The organism is Streptomyces sp. Ag109_O5-1 (genome assembly GCF_003814875.1).
In the GTDB taxonomy this organism is placed as follows: Bacteria; Actinomycetota; Actinomycetes; order Streptomycetales; family Streptomycetaceae; genus Streptomyces; species Streptomyces sasae.
The window spans coordinates 1,706,028-1,721,172 of sequence record NZ_RKQF01000001.1 but is presented as its reverse complement, the minus strand read 5'-3'; the positions used below and the strand labels follow the sequence as shown (position 1 = coordinate 1,721,172).

Sequence of the window (15,145 nt, the reverse complement as noted above, 5' to 3'; positions counted from 1 at the left end):
GCCATCGCCGAGCATCCGTCACCTGAAACGCACACGGTGCCGAACGACGACTCACGAGACGACGTAGAAGCGATGCCCCGCGTCCCAGTTCGTCGTCGACGTCCTCGACGGCCTGATCCCTGTCGGGCGGATCGCCGCGCTACCCGAGTGTCGAGCAACTTGCCTGACTTGCCTGACACGGCGATCAAGCTCTGACCTGCCACAACGGCGATTCACCCTAGATAAGTGCAGGTGCCGTACTTACTCCGCGACCATGCGGGCTGCGAGGTAGGCGCTCCAGTCATCCTTGGCGTAGTTCGCCCACCTCTGGGCTGTGCTGGGGTGCATGCCGAAGAGATCGGCGACCACGATGGGCGGGAGGCTGGTGACCGCTTCGATCATGGCCGTGTTGCGGGCGGAGAGGACGGGCAGCCCGAGCTGGTTCAGCAGGTTGTGTGTGCCGATCACGTTGCGTGGCCTGCCGGGAGCCTTGCCGGGGAAGAGGTAGCCGTTTTCGTTGCCGAACTGCTGACGCATCCGCGAGTCGGTCACGGGCTGGGCGATCTGGTCCTCGATGAGGACAGCGAGCTTCGGCGGCAGCAGCACGGGGTGGCGGTCGAGGGTGAGGTAGGCCCCCTTCTCGTCGCGGCGGAAGCGGTCGGTGGTCAGTTCGACGATGCGGGAGACAGGAAGTGCATAGAGCCTGATCAGGGCGCCGATGATGCGTGCCTCCCGGGGGAGGGTGTCGTCGTTGAGGCAGCGCCGGAGCTGGTCGTGGAGGTCTTGTTCGTCCAGGAACCTGGAATCGTTCTTTTTGGACGGTCGGGTGATGGCGAGCTTGCCGGTGAGCCGTCGGGCAACCGCCCACTGGATGAACGTGACGACCGTCCGGTGCAGGGAGGAGTGGGCGACGAGCCAACGTTCGAGGTCGTTGTGCGTGGTGTCCTGCAGATAAATGTCGTGCGTGTCCAGCCAGGACATGAAGTCGATGGCAACCTTGATGTCTCTGGTGTCGCCCTTGGCGGCGAGGGCGGTATAGCGGCCCCGGGCCGCGCGTCGGCGGGCGTCGCGGCAACGTGCCACTCACCGAACGCCCGGATCACCCGGGCTTGGTGCGGCGGGAGCTGGCGGAGGGTGTTGGCCAGCCAGAGTTCCAGGCGCGCGAGGTTCTCGTCCCGGCAAGGCAGAACGCCGGCCGCGACGAGCAGGCCGCGAAGGTAGCGTGTGGGCTCGTTCTGAGCTTGACTCTGTCGGGGATCTTGGAGTTTCCCGGTACGGCAGCGTGATCAACGGGCATGCTCGGGGCTGTTCCAAAGGTCCTTGCGATTGTCGAGGTGCTCGTTGTCCCTCCGTCCCCGTTCCGGTGAACAAGTCCCGTCTCTGACCGCGCAGATCGCGCGGGCGAGCAATCCGGACGGCACGACGGCGATATGGGTGCGCGACCGGCTCGACGGGCTGTGGTGCGACGAGGACTTCGCCGACTGGTACCCGCGCGACGGGCGTCCGGGTCTCTCGCCCGCCCAGCTGGCCACCGTCTGTGTGCTGCAGTTCGTGCTCGGCCTGTCGGACCGGCAGGCCGCCGAGGCGGTTCGCTGCCGCATCGACTTCAAGTACGCGCTGGCCATGGAACTGGACGACCCAGGCTTCCATCACAGTGTGCTGGTCGACTTCCGCGACCGTCTCGCCGAAGAGGGCCGTGCCGACCACCTGCTCGACCTGGCGCTGGCCCGCCTCAAGGAGGCCGGCCTGGTGCGCGAACGCACCACGCAGCGCACCGACTCCACCCATGTCCTGGCCGCGGTACGGGATCTCACCCGAATGGAGCTGGTCACCGAGGCGGTCCGCGCTGCACTGGAAGAAGTCGCCGGTATCTCTCCTCACCTGCTGGACGATCTGGTCGATGAGGACTGGGGACGCCGCTACGGCCGACCGGTCCGTCTGGGCAAGAACCCCACCAAACCCAAGACCAGGATCCTCGCCACCGGAAACGACGCCGTCCGGCTCCTGGAGCACCTCTACCGTCACGGAGCGGACCGCGCGTCGGGCCCGCGTGTCCAGGCCCTGCGCCAGATCATGGTGCAGAACTACCACCGTGACGCCGCAGGACACCTGCGCTGGCGCACTGCCGAGACGGAAGGCGGGCCCGGACTGCCGCCCTCGTCCCGGGCGATCGTCTCTCCCTACGACACCTCGGCCCGCTACGCACGGCACGGACACATCATCAACTGGAAGGGGTTCTCAGCCCATTTGACCGAGACCTGTGCTCCTGACGGCCCCAACGTGATCACGGACGTGGCCACCACCGCGGCCACCACCCACGACAGCCAGGTCCTGCCCGGCATCCACATCCGACTGCGGCGCCGCGGCTTACTGCCCGCCGAGCACCTGGTCGACGCCGGCTACACCTCCCTGCCCCACCTGGAACAAGCCGCACGTGAGCACCAGGTCACCGTCTCCGGGCCACTGCGCAGCAACCCCACCCGCCAACACCGCAAGAACGAAGGCTTCGGCCGGGACGACTTCCACATCGACTTCGACCGCCGCCAGGTCACCTGCCCCCAGGGCCAGATCAGCGCAGGCTGGCACGGCCCCTACCCGACCTCCTCGCCCACCGCCGCCCCGCTGATCGTGGCCCGGTTCACCAAGAGCCAGTGCCGCCCCTGCCCTGCCCGCACCCGCTGCACCACCACCGCCGACAGCGCCCGGACCGTGGGCTTTCCCCCGCGAGAACTTCGCGACCTGCAACTCCGCGTCCGCGCCGAGCAGCAGACACCCGAGTGGAAGACCCGCTACGCGGTGCGCTCCGGGGTGGAGGGAACCGTCAACGAGTTCGCCCACGGCCACGGCATGCGCCGTTGCCGCTACCGAGGACAGGGAAAGGCCCACATCCAGCACGTCTTGACGGCCATCGCCGTGAACATCGAGCGCCTCAGCGGACTGACACCGACCGAGGAAGCACCCACACCCCGCCAGCCGACCGCCTTCCAGAACTACCTCGACCAGCACGAACTACCCCGGCCGAAGTCCTGGCGAACCCTAGGCACCTGACCTCGGCAACTCCAAGATCCCCGACAGAGTCAAGCTAAGTGACCGTTGTCGTATCGATCTTGGTGAGCATGAGTGCGATTGCAGGTACTCGGCTGGGTGATCTTGCGGCCTGTCGCGCATGAATACAGGGCCCCTGGTGCAGCTCGAGGTTGTCGAGACCGCAAGCATGCCAGGAGGCCCTGTTACCGCAGTTGTACGCCCTCGCGCTGGGCAGGAGCCGCGCCGGTAGATCAGGACTGAGTCAGGAACGGGTAGTCGGTGTAGCCCTCGGCGGTGAAGGCGTAGAACAGCTCGGGCCGTGCCTCGTTCTCCGGGTGCCCGCCCCTCCACCGGGCGACCAGGTCCGGGTTGGCGATGACCGCGCGGCCGACGGCCACAGCGTCGACGAACGGCGCTTCCAGCAGCTTGGCCGCGCTCTCGGCGGTGATGGCGGGGGCCATGAAACCGCCGTTGACGACCAGCTTGCCGCCGAAGTGCTGCTGGAGTTCCTTCATGAGGTCGCCGGCGGGCTCGGCATAGAGCACCGACAGGTAGGCCAGGCCGAGCGGGCGCAACTGTCCGAGCAGGTGGCCGTAGGTGGCCAGGACGTCGTCGTGGTCGGGCTCGTGGGCGTCCTGAATGTTGTGCGCCGGAGAGATCCGCAGGCCGACCCGGTCGGCGCCGACGGCCTCGGCGACCGCGGTGACGACCTCGATCACGTACCGGGCGCGGTCCTCGGGGGTGCCGCCGTACTCGTCGGTGCGCTCGTTCGAGCCGGGCGCGAGGAACTGGTGCAGCAGGTAGCCGTTCGCGGAATGGATCTCCACACCGTCGAGGCCGGCGTCGATCGCACGGCGGGCCGCGGCGACGTGATCAGCCACAGAAGCCTTGATCTCCTCGGCGGTCATCGCCTCCGGCACCGCGTACGGCAGCTTCTCCGCACCGACGTGCAACTCACCGTTGACCGCGATCGCGCTCGGCGCGAGGACTCGGCGTCCGCCGTTGAGCTGCGGGTGGCTGGTGCGGCCGCCGTGCATGAGCTGCATGACGATCTTGCCGCCCTCGGCGTGCACCGCCTCGGCGACCCGGGCCCAGCCGGCGGCCTGCTCGTCGCTGGCGATGCCGGGCTGCCCGACGTAGGACTGCGAGTCGAAGCTGGGGTAGGTGCCCTCAGTGGTGATCATGCCGACGCTCGCGCGCTGCCGGTAGTACTCGACGAGCAGGTCGCCGGGGGTGCCGCGCTCGCCGGCGCGCATCCGGGTCAGCGGAGCCATCACGACCCGGTTCGCCAGTTCGATCTTGCCGAAGGTGGTCGGCTCGAACAGGCGAGAGGTCGAAATGTCCACTGGAAGGGTGTCCGACATGGTGGTTCCTTTGGCAAAGTCGAAAGAGTGCGGGCGGGGATCTCGCGCCCGCTCCACAACCATAACGCGTGTACGCGCAAACGCGTACATGGGGGGATCGGCGGTACTCTCGAACCATGGCCAGCCGCACCCCAGCCCCCCTCGCACACCCCGACCTGGACGACGTCGACCTGCGCACGGTGCTCAGCGCGCTTTCCGACCCGCTCCGCCTGGAAATGGTCGTCCGGCTGATCAACAGCCCCGGCCTGAGCTGTGGCGGCTTCTTCCCCCACCTCACCGCGTCCGTGCTGACCCGCCACTTCCGGGCCCTGCGCGAGGCCGGGATCATCCGCCAGAGCGACAGCGGCATCCGCCGAGAGAACGTGCTGCGCAAGGACGAGCTCGACCAGCGATTCCCCGGCCTGATCGACCTCATCGTGAAGGAAGCCGACCGGACGCCAAGCCAGTCTTCGCAGTGAACAGCCGCACCGGAGGGGCCGCGCGGTGCCCCCCTCCGGCCCGGTTCGGTGACCGTTGTCGTATCGATCTTGGTGAGCACGAGTGCGATTGCAGGTACTCGGCTGGGTGATCTTGCGGCCTGTCGCGCATGAATACAGGACCCCCGGTGCAGCTCAAGGTTGTCGAGACCGCAAACATGCCAGGAGGCCCTGTTACCGCAGTTGTACGCCCTCGCGCCCGCAGGCTCCAACTCGGCTGCTCGTGAGTGTGATTGCCTCGCTCACCGGTTCGGGAACGCGGCAAACCACCCGCACAGGCAGCCGAAGTACCCGTCGGACATGTCCCTCCCCTCTTAGCGTGGAGTCCGTGATTGCAGGGGAAGTTGGGGTTCATGGGGTCCAAGCAACGCACGTACACGCCTGAGTTTCGTGAGGGTGCTGTACGCATTGTGATCGAGACGGGCAGGCCGATCCCGGAGGTCGCCGAGGAGCTCGGTGTGCATTCCGGCACGCTGCACAGCTGGGTGTCACGGTGGCGGCGCAACGGGTCGGCGTCGTCCGACCAGCCTGCCGAGCCCGCACCGGGCGGGCGGCTGCGCGAAGCCGAGCGGGCCGAGTTGGAGCGGCTGCGGCGGGATGCGGCGGAGAAGAACAAGCGGATCCGCGAGCTGGAGATGGAGCGTGATGTCCTCAAGCGATGCATGGTCCTCTGGGTGAAGTGACCGGAACGGACCCGGCCGCCCTGGCCGCGTTCATCGGTAACCAGAGGGCCGAGCACCACGTCCCGCACCGCCTGGCCTGCCGGGTTCTGGGAGTGTCGGAGTCCTGGTTCTACAAGTGGCGCGACAAGCCCACCACCGCTCGTGAAGTGCGGCGAGGACAGTTGGCCGACGCGATCCGACAGATCTTCGAGAAGTCCGGCGGCACCTACGGTTCTCCGAAGGTCTGGCTCCTCCTGATCCGCGCCGGCTGGCGCGTCTCGGTGAACACCGTCGCGCGTCTCATGGCCGAACTCGGCCTGGCCGGACGGAAGATCCGCCGACGGGGCGGGCTGACCCGCCCCGGCAAACGGCCCGCGTTCGCGGACTTTGTCCGCCGCGACTTCACCGCCGACGCTCCAGATCAGGTGTGGTGTGGCGACATGACGGAGATCGCCACCGGTGAGGGCAAGCTGTATCTGGCCACCGTCATCGACCTGTTCTCGCGCCGCCTGCTCGGCTACGCGATGGGTGCACGTCACGACGCAGAACTCGTCGTTGCGTCCTTGAACATGGCCGCGGCCACCCGTGGCGGCGACGTCAAGGGCGTCATCTTCCACAGCGACAGGGGCAGCGAATATGTGTCCCGGCGCTTCCGCTGGGCCTGCCGGCGTCTGGGCGTGACGCAGTCCATGGGCCGGGTCGGGTCGTGTTTCGACAACGCCGTCAGCGAGGCGTTCAACAGCGTACTCAAGGTCGAGTACGTCCATCGGCACACCTTCGCCACCCGCACCGAGGCCCGCCTGAGGATCGCGACCTGGATCACCGCCTTCTACAACACACACCGACTACACAGCGTGTGCGGTTACCGGAGTCCGATCGACTACGAACACGACCACCGAGCCAACTCCGCCTTGGAGCTGGCCGCTTAGAAGATCTCCACAGTCCGAGGGGATTGACACCGGGTCGGGTCGTGTTTCGACAACGCCGTCAGCGAGGCGTTCAACAGCGTACTCAAGGTCGAGTACGTCCATCGGCACACCTTCGCCACCCGCACCGAGGCCCGCCTGAGGATCGCGACCTGGATCACCGCCTTCTACAACACACACCGACTACACAGCGTGTGCGGTTACCGGAGTCCGATCGACTACGAACACGACCACCGAGCCAACTCCGCCTTGGAGCTGGCCGCTTAGAAGATCTCCACAGTCCGAGGGGATTGACAGGACTCGCCCCTGGAGCAGGGTGTGACGGAGCGCCAGGTATGCGATCTCGATCTCCCAACGCTCGTGGTAAAGATGCACCAGGTGGTCGGCGGGGTCGCTGGAGTGGTCGGTGAGTGTGGTCAGCAGGCGGTAGGTCCCGCCGAACACGCCGCCGTCGGCGGTACAGGAGCGGACCTCGGCCTCGATCACTCGCAACGAGAGGTCACCGATCCGGGTCAGGTAGGAGCCGTCGGGCAGCAGTGCCAGCACCGGCGGGCGTCGGACGCTGGTGGCGCGAATCTGGAACTGGGCCCCTTGAGCCGCGATGTCTGCCAGCAGTCTGTTGCTGTCGAAGGCGCGGTCTGCCAGAACAAGCATGTCCGAGGTCAGGTGGCCGACCAGGTCGTGAGCGTAGTCGGTTTCCCCCTTGCTGGCGGGGCCGAAGACGGCGCCGATCAGGCCGCGGGTGCCGGTTTCGCACAGAGTCATGAGCATCAGCCGGGGGTAGCCCGTTGGACCGTGACGGCGCTGGGTTCGGCCGAGCCAGGACCAGTTGCGTTCGTGGTCGGGGACGTTCAGGCTCCCGCAGCCGTCGAAGGCGACCGTGCGCCAGCGGCGGTAACGCACTCCGGGCGTGGACGGCTGGGCCAGCGGGCCGGCCAGCACGTCGAACAGCCGCTTGAGCGGGGCCACGCCGACCCGCCGACGGAGATCGCGAAGTGCCTTCTCCGATGGTCGCGGCACCATGACGGTCAGTCCGGCCACGAGTTTGCCCCACACCAGGCCGGTTCCCAGGTCCCCGAACAACCCGAGCGCGAGTACGAAGTACACCCCGACGCGTGAGGGGAGACTTCGCAGTCGTCGCTCGCGAGCCCCGGTCTCGTCCAGCACCGCATCCACCAGCTCGAGTGGGATGACCTGCGTCAACTCACCGATATGACCGGGCGCGAACACGTCGGTTCCGCCCGTGACAGACTGAGCCACAGGGCCTCTGCTTCCTCAGGTAGATCTTGGTCGATCCCCTGAATAGCAGAGGTCTCCTCCTTCTCACCTCGCCCTTGACAGCGCCAACTCGCCCTTAACTACGTGGCATTGGATGGTGGACGCGGTGCGCTACGTGGTCGCGGGCGGCATCACCTGGCGGTCGATGCCCGCGGACTTCCCCGCATGGGACCGCGTCTACGCCTTCTTCCGGCGCTGGCGGAACAAGGGCCTGGTCGGCGAGTTCCACGACCGGCTGCGCGACCGGGTCCGCGAGGCGGCAGGCCGGGACCGGGAGCCGACGGCGGGGATCATCGACGCGCAGTCGGTGAAGGCAGCCGCGTCGGTGCCGGCCACGAGCCGGGGCTTCGACGGCGGAAAGAAGGTGAACGGCCGCAAGCGGCACATCGTGGTCGACACCCTCGGCCTGCTGCTGACCGTGATGGTCACCGCGGCTTCTGTCACCGACCGCGACGCGGCCCGGACGCTACTGGCCCGGATCCGCGAGCGGCACTGGCACATCACCCTGGTCTGGGCGGACGGCGGCTACACCGGACGCCTGGTCGACCTCGCCCGCGATGTCCTGAGCATCGCGCTGACCGTGATCAAACGCAGCGACGACACCATGGGCTTCACCGTGCTGCCCAAGAGGTGGCTGGTCGAGCACACGTTCGCGTGGCTGATGCGCTCACGCCGCCTCGCCCGCGACTACGAGGCCCGCACCGACACCTCGGAGGCGATGGTCCGCTGGTCGATGAGCATGGTCATGAGCCGCCGTCTCGCCCGATGAGCAGGCTGAACATTCCCGGGCGCTCCTCGGCGAGCCAACCTCGCGCGACCAGACGCTTCGCCTTCGACCGAACCCCCTCCACCTTCGCCGGAACCGAATCCAAACCGACCGCCACGGCGAGTTGCCGGCAATCCATCGGCTCGCCGCCTGACCCGCTGCCGACGGCCAGGGCGTTCATGAGCTGTAGGTAATCCGGCGCCAGCACCGTCGGGGCGAGCCCTTCCCGCCACGTCGGCACAACCGAACCGGGTGCCGCGGCCGCGACCCGTGCCGGCCGCTCGTCGGCTACCTCAGTTGACGGAGCTTTCTCTCCTTCGCGAGGTTCCGCCAGGACCTCGGCCACCGTCTCGCGGGCGATCACGAACCGCTCACATGCTGCCTCCGCCTCCCGCAGCTCGGCCTGAAGGGCGTCCATCCGCTGCCGGGCGGCACGTTCACGCTCCTCCAACAACCCCATCACCGACGGCATCTCGGACCTCCACCGAAGAGACAACACGACACCTCGTCTCTGCCGCCAGACCACCACCCCTACGCCTGAACAGCAGAAACACACCCGCCACTCTCGGAAAGACAACGGCTTCTAACATCGCCAGCCACCGCACTGCCAGCAGCCGGTTCACCTCCGGCAGCCCCGCCCACACTTCCTCGCCCAGGCCCTGACGGGCCAGGCTCTGGGGCGGCCGCCCCCTGCGTCGTCCACGACGACCCGCTCTCCCCATCACACTGCCGAGCCCGCAGCCGCTCGACCACCGCGACCAGCCGCAACAGCCCCTCACGCCCGATTACCGGCACATCACCTACCTGATACCCACTCATAGGTGCAGTGTGCTTGGCAGATTGAGCACGACTACCGGGAACTCAAGCACGGCCTAGGCCTGGACCACTTCGAGGGACGTTCCTGGGCCGGCTGGCATCACTACGTCACCCTGGTCACCGCCGCCCACGCGTTCCTCACCGAACAGCGCCTGGCCCCGAAAGCCGGTACACCGGACTCACCCTCTACCAGATCCTCGACGCCATCCAGGACCTGCTGAACTGCTGGACCGGCACCTGCACCACTTGCCACCGCCCCCTGCCCAGAACATCCACCACCAGCCCAAACCCAAGAGCCAGAGAGACCTAACGGAGTCCTACTAGGAGTGCTGTCCGGCGGACCTTGGCGCAGACGCGGGGGCTGGCACGCTCATCTGCGGCGTTGTCGTCACTCGCCGACGCCGAACTCACCAAGCGCACCCGGGAGGACCGGCGCGAGGCGTCAGATGCTCATCGAGAGCGATGACTGTAGTAATGGACCCCGCTCTTCGGCCTGACGACCCCGTTCGTCACACTGACGCCGTGCCTCGAATAGCCACCGCCACCTCGTCCCGGCAGGTCCGCCGCCTCACCACGATGGCGTTTTTCGGTCCGCCGGTGATCGTCGGGCTGTCGTTGCTGGCCGCCAATCCGGACTGGAGCGGGCTCGGACTGGTGCTCGGAACCGTCGCGCTGATCGCGACTCTCTCGTTGATGATCATCGCAGCGCCGAACGGGTGGTTGATCGTCGGCGGGGTGATCGTGGGGATCGCCGCGCTGTCCGGGCCGGGGCCGGTGCTGCAGGCGGAGGTGATGGCGCACCAAGGGCAGCGGGTGGAGGTGCGGGTCACCTCGGTGAAGACGTACCAGGGCAAGCATGGGCCGGAGTACACCTGCCTTCTGGGACGGGTGGACGGCAAGCCGCTCAAGCACGCCGAGCTGGGCAACGACTCCTGCGACGGGCCGATGGAAGTCGGGCAGACCGAGGACGTGCTCGTCGACCCGCACGGCTGGACGGCGCCGGAGCTGGCCGAGACGGACTACAGCGGGATCGACATCGCCGCGTGGGCCCTGCTGGTGGTACTGGTGCTCTTCGAGCTGCTGGTCTGGCTGTCCCGGCGGGTCGGGCGGCGCCGGTTCGAGGACTGCTGACGGCGTCCGGATCCCGGAAGACCGTGGCCTGGCCTCCGCACCTGGTGCGGAGGCTCGCCCGTACAGCCGCGCTCGCCCCCTGCTGATGGTGGGCATCGGCATGCTCGGCATCAGCCCGGACTGGTTTCCGGCGGCTCTGATCCTCGGTGTGCTGACCGTGACCCTCGCGGTCGCGGTGCCGATGGCGACCGCCACCAGGGGGTGGGTGTTCTTCGCCGGACCGCGATCCCCATCGGCGGGTCGGCTGCGACCATGGACGCTCGGGTGCGGGTATGAGTCAAGCGCTGGTTTGCCGATCAGTGTCGAACCAACTCAGGGGTGTCTATCCCCTTGCAGCGTGGGGACGCCCTACCACGGGCTCGTTCCTCGAAGGCCACGAGTCCGCCCGCAGGCGCGGCAGGACGATCCATCCGAGCTGCAACCAAGCGGGCTCCTGCATCACGATCAAGACCCCATTGGGAAGAAGGTCGTGGTGCGCATACCGGACCGTGGTGACACGGTCTCTGCTTCCAACGACCCGGTGGCCCGGTACGTCTACAAGGGGGGAGTGTAAATCTAACGGCGGATCCGACGATCATGGGAGAGACGTCAAGTGACTGACGCCGCCGTGGAGTTGGAAACCGTGGAGCCTGTCGAGAGTGCCGAGTCCGAGCAGCCTGCACCGGTGTCCGACGAGCAACTGGTCGCGATGCTGGTGGAGCGTGCCCGGTCGGAGGGGCTGCAGCTGACCGGGCAGGGTGGGCTGCTGCAGCAGTTGACCAAACGGGTCTTGGAATCGGCCCTGGAAGGTGAGATCACCGATCACCTCGGCTATGAGAAGCACGACGTGGTGGGCCGGGGCAGCGGCAACTCCCGTAACGGGAGCCGGGCCAAGACCGTGCTGACCGACGTCGGGCCGGTCGACGTCAAGGTCCCGCGTGACACCTCGGGCACATTCGAGCCGCAGATCGTCAAGAAGCGGCAGCGGCGGCTGACCGGCGTCGACGAGATGGTGCTGTCCCTGTCTGCGAAGGGCCTCACCCATGGGGAGATATCGGCCCATCTTGCCGAGGTTTACGGCGCCGAGGTGTCCAAGCAGACCGTCTCCACCATCACCGACAAGGTGATGGAGGGCATGGCCGAGTGGCAGAACCGCCCCCTTGATCGTGTCTATCCAGTCCTGTTCGTCGACGCCATCAACGTCAAGATCAGGGACGGGAAGGTCGCGAACCGTCCGGTCTACCTCGTGATGGCCGTGACCGTGGACGGCACCCGCGACATCCTCGGCATCTGGGCCGGCGACGGAGGCGAGGGTGCCAAGTACTGGCTGCACGTGTTCACCGAGCTGAAGAACCGCGGCCTGGACGACGTGCTCATGCTGGTCTGCGACGGGCTCAAGGGCCTTCCCGAAGCGGTGGAGACCGTCTGGCCTCGCACGATTGTCCAGACGTGCGTGGTTCACCTGCTGCGGAACTCGTTCCGTTACGCCGCCCGTCAGGACTGGGACAAAGTCGCCAAGGCACTCAAGCCCGTCTACACCGCCCCCAGCGAGGACGCGGCGACGGAGCGGTTCCTGGAGTTCCAGGAGGCGTGGGGCCGGAAGTATCCGGCGATCGTAAAGCTGTGGTCGGACGCCTGGGCCGAGTTCGTGCCCCTTCCTCTCCTTCGACGTCGAGATACGCAAAGTCATCTGCAGCACGAACGCGATCGAGAGCGTCAACGCCCGCATCCGCAGGGCCGTCCGCGCCCGCGGCCACTTCCCCAACGAGGCTGCCGCCCTGAAGTGCATCTACATGGCGCTGATGAGCCTGGACCCGACGGGGAAGGGCCGACGCAGATGGACCATGCGCTGGAAAGCACCCCTCAACGCGTTCCAGATCGCCTTCGAGGGCCGGCTCACCCCGGCCAGCAACTGAACCTCAACAACCAAGATCAGCCGTTAAATTGACACACCCGCGTCTCCGGGGTTACCCGGCTGTACTGTCCTGTCTCAATGAAGTTAGTCGGCCGCATGCTGCTGACCTGCATGGACTGGATTGAGTGAGACGCGTGGGCTCGGTTGGTTGAGACAGACTGCAGGGAGTGTCGTCGCGCCGTGTTCGCCGATGCCGCACCAACTTGAAACAGCTCGGCTGTGGTTACGGCTGTGGACCGAGCCAGACATCGCCGCTCAACACACGCTCATCACCGAACGGGCTAGGGAATGCTGGGAATTGGGAGTCGGGACGCGACCCTGGAAGGGGCGTTCGTGAGCGTCCGGTGCGGTCTGAACGTGTTGCTGTGATCGGAGGCGCCGTTCACGAGTCAGCTCGTAGGCGGTTGACGGGATCCCGTCCGATCACTTCGATCGGGCGGGTTCTCTGCGTTCGCCGGACGGGCGGCAGGCACTCCTGGCGGGCGGCGCCCGTAATCCGCTGTTCACCGCCTCCTTCGCGAGCAAGAATCGTCCGCATGTCTGCGATCCCCGGTGGCACGACCGCCTTCCACGACCTGCCCGCGTTCCTCGCCCAGCCTCGCGTCAACTCCCTTGCGCTGTCCGCCGACGGTGGCCGTCTCGTCGCCACCGTTCAGACGCTGTCGGAGGACCGGACCAGGTTCGTGTCCGGGCTGTGGGAGATCGATCCGGCCGGGGAGCGCGAAGCGCTGCGCCTGACCCGGTCGGGGAAGGGCGAGTTCGGGCCCGCGTTCGGCCCGGACGGGGTGCTGTACTTCCTGTCGGAACGCGAGGACGACAGTGAGGAGGACAAGCACGAGGGTGCCGCGCTGTGGGCGCTGCCCGGGCGTGGTGAGGCCGCCGTCGTGGCCCGGCACCCGGGCGGGATCACCGCGTTCACCGTCGCCCGGGACTCCGGCGCGCTGGCCCACACCGCCGGGCTGCTGCCCGGGGCCGCCGACGCCGACGCGCACGGCAAGCTGCGCACGGCGCGCAAGGACGCGAAGGTCACCGCGATCCTGTACGAGGTCGGGCCGACCCGCGCCTGGGACCGCGATCTCGGCCCCGAGGCACAGCACACCTTCGTGCGCGCGGGGGCCGAGGGCGCCGTGGTCGACGCCGGCGGGCAGGGCGTCGGCCTCGAGCACCCCGGGGACGTGGCGCTGTCGCCCGACGGGACGCGAGTGGCCTACACCCGGTTCGTACCCGGCCGGGTGCCCGCCGAGAACCGCACCGCCGTGGTGGTGGCAGACGCGGCCACCGGCGAGGAGGTCTTCGTACTGGGCGATGTGGAGCACCTTTACGAGGCGCCGGTGTTCACGTACGACGGCTCGGCGGTCGTGTGCTCGCGGATGACGTGGCCGACTTACGACGAGTCGATGGACGTGACGCTCGTCCGGGTCGGCGTGGACGGCGGCGAGGCCGTCGATCTGCTGCCCGGGTTCGACAACTGGCCTGTCGGCGCCGTCTGTTCGACGGTCGACGACGCCCTCTTCTTCGTGGCCGATGTGGAGGGTCACGCGCCCGTCTTCCGGCGGGACGCGGACGGCACCGTGACCCGGCTCACCGCCTCGGGCGCGTACGGCTCGCTCTGCGTGGCCCCCGACGGGCGGACGCTGTACGCGCTGCGCAACGCGATCGACTCGCCGCCGCGGCCGGTCAGGTTCGAGGCCGGCGTCGCCGACCAGACGCCGGTCGAGCTGCCCGCCCCCGGTGCGTTCGACGCGCTGCCGGGCACCCTCACCGAGGTGCACGCCAACGCGGCGGACGGGTACCGGCTGCGCGGCTGGCTCGTGCTGCCTGAGGGCGCGTCGGCCGAGAACCCCGCGCCGCTGCTCGTCGCCGTGCACGGCGGGCCGCAGGGCAGCTGGAACGGCTGGACCTGGCGGTGGAATCCGTGGCCCTTCGCCGCCCGCGGCTACGCGGTGCTGCTGCCCGACCCGGCTCTGTCGACCGGCTACGGTCAGCAGGGCCACCGGCGCGGCTGGGGGCAGTGGGGCGGGGTCCCGTACACGGACGTGATGGCGCTGACCGACGCAACCGAGGCCCGTGACGACATCGATGCCGCGCGCACCGCGCTCGGGGGCGGCTCCTACGGCGGCTACATGGCCAACCGGGTCGCCACGAGTACCGATCGGTTCAAGGCGATCGTGAGCCACGCGGGCTTGTGGGACCTGCGGTCCTTCCAGGGCGACACCGACGCGCCCTGGTACTTCCAGTGCATCTTCGGGGACCCGGTGACCCGGCCCGAGCGGTACGAGGCGCACTCCCCGTACCTGGACGCCGCGAAGATCCGTACGCCGATGCTGGTCATCCACGGCGCGAAGGACTACCGTGTGCCGGTCGGCCAGGGCGCCGCGCTCTTCCAGGATCTGCAGCGGTTCGAGGTGCCTGCGAAGTACCTGTACTTCCCGGACGAGAACCACTGGATCCTCTCCCCGGGCCACATCCAGGTCTGGTACGAGGCGTTCCTGAACTTCCTCGACCACCACGTCCTTGGTGACGAGTGGCAGCGGCCCGGACTGCTGTGAGCGCGGGCGGGCGTCGGCCTTCGACGAGGTGGGATCCCCGCTTTTGGGCAGGAACGGACGCCGGTTCACCGCGGCCGACGCGTTAGCGGACGCCAGGTGCAGTGACACCCCGACCCGGCAGTTGGTGACCTCGCCCGCGACGCCGATGTACTGTCAGGGCACGCGGGTGGCGATGTCGACGGAGTGGTGGGACGGTTCCACGCCGACAAACGTGTGGCCGGCGGGGCGTGGGGGGCGGCTGCCATCGTCGGCGGCCGGTCCGGCGGGGCCGCGAGCA

The 15,145-nt window shown here is 68.0% G+C and carries 11 protein-coding genes and 3 pseudogenes; 10 read left to right on the top strand and 4 right to left on the bottom strand.

All coding sequences use genetic code 11. The annotated features are described in order from the left end of the window. Positions 1–240 precede the first annotated feature (240 nt). A complete protein-coding gene (locus EDD90_RS07810; RefSeq protein WP_123972380.1) occupies positions 241–1,062 on the bottom strand; it encodes a hypothetical protein in 822 nt (273 codons plus the stop codon). 258 nt (positions 1,063–1,320) lie between these two features. Between EDD90_RS07810 and EDD90_RS07805 the strand changes: the two genes are divergently transcribed. Continuing rightward, entirely contained in the window at positions 1,321–3,027 is a 1,707-nt protein-coding gene (locus EDD90_RS07805) for an IS1182 family transposase (protein ID WP_123972379.1), read from the top strand. Between the two features lie 230 nt (positions 3,028–3,257). Here the strand turns inward: EDD90_RS07805 and EDD90_RS07800 are convergent, their stop codons facing one another. After that, positions 3,258–4,370, bottom strand: a complete 1,113-nt coding sequence (locus EDD90_RS07800; RefSeq protein ID WP_123972378.1) for an alkene reductase — start codon at positions 4,368–4,370, stop codon at positions 3,258–3,260. Between the two features lie 116 nt (positions 4,371–4,486). On the opposite strand from EDD90_RS07800, the gene EDD90_RS07795 reads away from it, so the two are divergent. From EDD90_RS07795 to EDD90_RS07775, 4 genes and pseudogenes are all read left to right on the top strand, one after another. Continuing rightward, positions 4,487–4,828 carry a helix-turn-helix transcriptional regulator gene (locus EDD90_RS07795; RefSeq protein ID WP_123972377.1) on the top strand — a complete coding sequence of 114 codons (342 nt, stop codon included), beginning with the start codon at positions 4,487–4,489 and terminating at the stop codon, positions 4,826–4,828. Positions 4,829–5,199: 371 nt separating this feature from the next. Continuing rightward, on the top strand, positions 5,200–5,529 hold the full coding sequence (locus EDD90_RS07785; RefSeq protein ID WP_123972376.1) for a transposase: 330 nt from the start codon (positions 5,200–5,202) through the stop codon (positions 5,527–5,529). Beyond that, positions 5,526–6,437, top strand: coding sequence for an IS3 family transposase (locus EDD90_RS07780; protein WP_221305076.1), 912 nt, complete (start codon positions 5,526–5,528; stop codon positions 6,435–6,437). Before EDD90_RS07785 ends, EDD90_RS07780 begins: the two co-directional genes overlap by 4 nt. A gap of 90 nt (positions 6,438–6,527) precedes the next feature. Beyond that, positions 6,528–6,701, top strand: a pseudogene (locus tag EDD90_RS07775) (IS3 family transposase); the annotation flags it as partial. Here the strand turns inward: EDD90_RS07775 and EDD90_RS07770 are convergent. Further along, positions 6,618–7,694, bottom strand: a complete 1,077-nt coding sequence (locus EDD90_RS07770; protein ID WP_398924161.1) for a transposase — start codon at positions 7,692–7,694, stop codon at positions 6,618–6,620. The pseudogene EDD90_RS07775 and the gene EDD90_RS07770 sit on opposite strands and share 84 nt — an antisense overlap. A gap of 112 nt (positions 7,695–7,806) precedes the next feature. Here EDD90_RS07770 and EDD90_RS07765 point away from each other — a divergent pair, with 112 nt between their 5' ends. Continuing rightward, positions 7,807–8,481 carry an IS5 family transposase gene (locus EDD90_RS07765; protein WP_260327711.1) on the top strand — a complete coding sequence of 225 codons (675 nt, stop codon included), beginning with the start codon at positions 7,807–7,809 and terminating at the stop codon, positions 8,479–8,481. Here the strand turns inward: EDD90_RS07765 and EDD90_RS07760 are convergent. Next, positions 8,456–8,950: a hypothetical protein gene (locus EDD90_RS07760; protein WP_123972374.1), complete on the bottom strand. Its 495-nt coding sequence runs from the start codon at positions 8,948–8,950 to the stop codon at positions 8,456–8,458. The two genes, EDD90_RS07765 and EDD90_RS07760, sit on opposite strands and share 26 nt — an antisense overlap. 361 nt (positions 8,951–9,311) lie before the next feature. On the opposite strand from EDD90_RS07760, the pseudogene EDD90_RS07755 reads away from it, so the two are divergent. From EDD90_RS07755 to EDD90_RS07740, 4 genes and pseudogenes are all read left to right on the top strand, one after another. Continuing rightward, positions 9,312–9,515: pseudogene (locus EDD90_RS07755) on the top strand (IS701 family transposase); the annotation flags it as partial. 301 nt (positions 9,516–9,816) lie between these two features. Continuing rightward, positions 9,817–10,425 carry a hypothetical protein gene (locus EDD90_RS07750; protein ID WP_123972373.1) on the top strand — a complete coding sequence of 203 codons (609 nt, stop codon included), beginning with the start codon at positions 9,817–9,819 and terminating at the stop codon, positions 10,423–10,425. A 622-nt stretch (positions 10,426–11,047) separates the two neighbouring features. Further along, positions 11,048–12,320: pseudogene (locus tag EDD90_RS07745) on the top strand (IS256 family transposase). A gap of 535 nt (positions 12,321–12,855) precedes the next feature. Beyond that, positions 12,856–14,868, top strand: a complete 2,013-nt coding sequence (locus EDD90_RS07740; protein WP_123972372.1) for a prolyl oligopeptidase family serine peptidase — start codon at positions 12,856–12,858, stop codon at positions 14,866–14,868. The last annotated feature ends 277 nt before the right edge of the window (positions 14,869–15,145 follow it).

What these genes read in the sequence shown, in the direction of transcription:
- EDD90_RS07740 (WP_123972372.1), top strand. Translation starts at nt 12,856, where the DNA reads ATGTCTGCGATCCCCGGTGGCACGACCGCCTTCCACGACCTGCCCGCG.
- EDD90_RS07800 (WP_123972378.1), bottom strand. Translation starts at nt 4,370, where the DNA reads ATGTCGGACACCCTTCCAGTGGACATTTCGACCTCTCGCCTGTTCGAG.
- EDD90_RS07795 (WP_123972377.1), top strand. Translation starts at nt 4,487, where the DNA reads ATGGCCAGCCGCACCCCAGCCCCCCTCGCACACCCCGACCTGGACGAC.
- EDD90_RS07765 (WP_260327711.1), top strand. Translation starts at nt 7,807, where the DNA reads ATGGTGGACGCGGTGCGCTACGTGGTCGCGGGCGGCATCACCTGGCGG.
- EDD90_RS07760 (WP_123972374.1), bottom strand. Translation starts at nt 8,950, where the DNA reads ATGCCGTCGGTGATGGGGTTGTTGGAGGAGCGTGAACGTGCCGCCCGG.
- EDD90_RS07785 (WP_123972376.1), top strand. Translation starts at nt 5,200, where the DNA reads ATGGGGTCCAAGCAACGCACGTACACGCCTGAGTTTCGTGAGGGTGCT.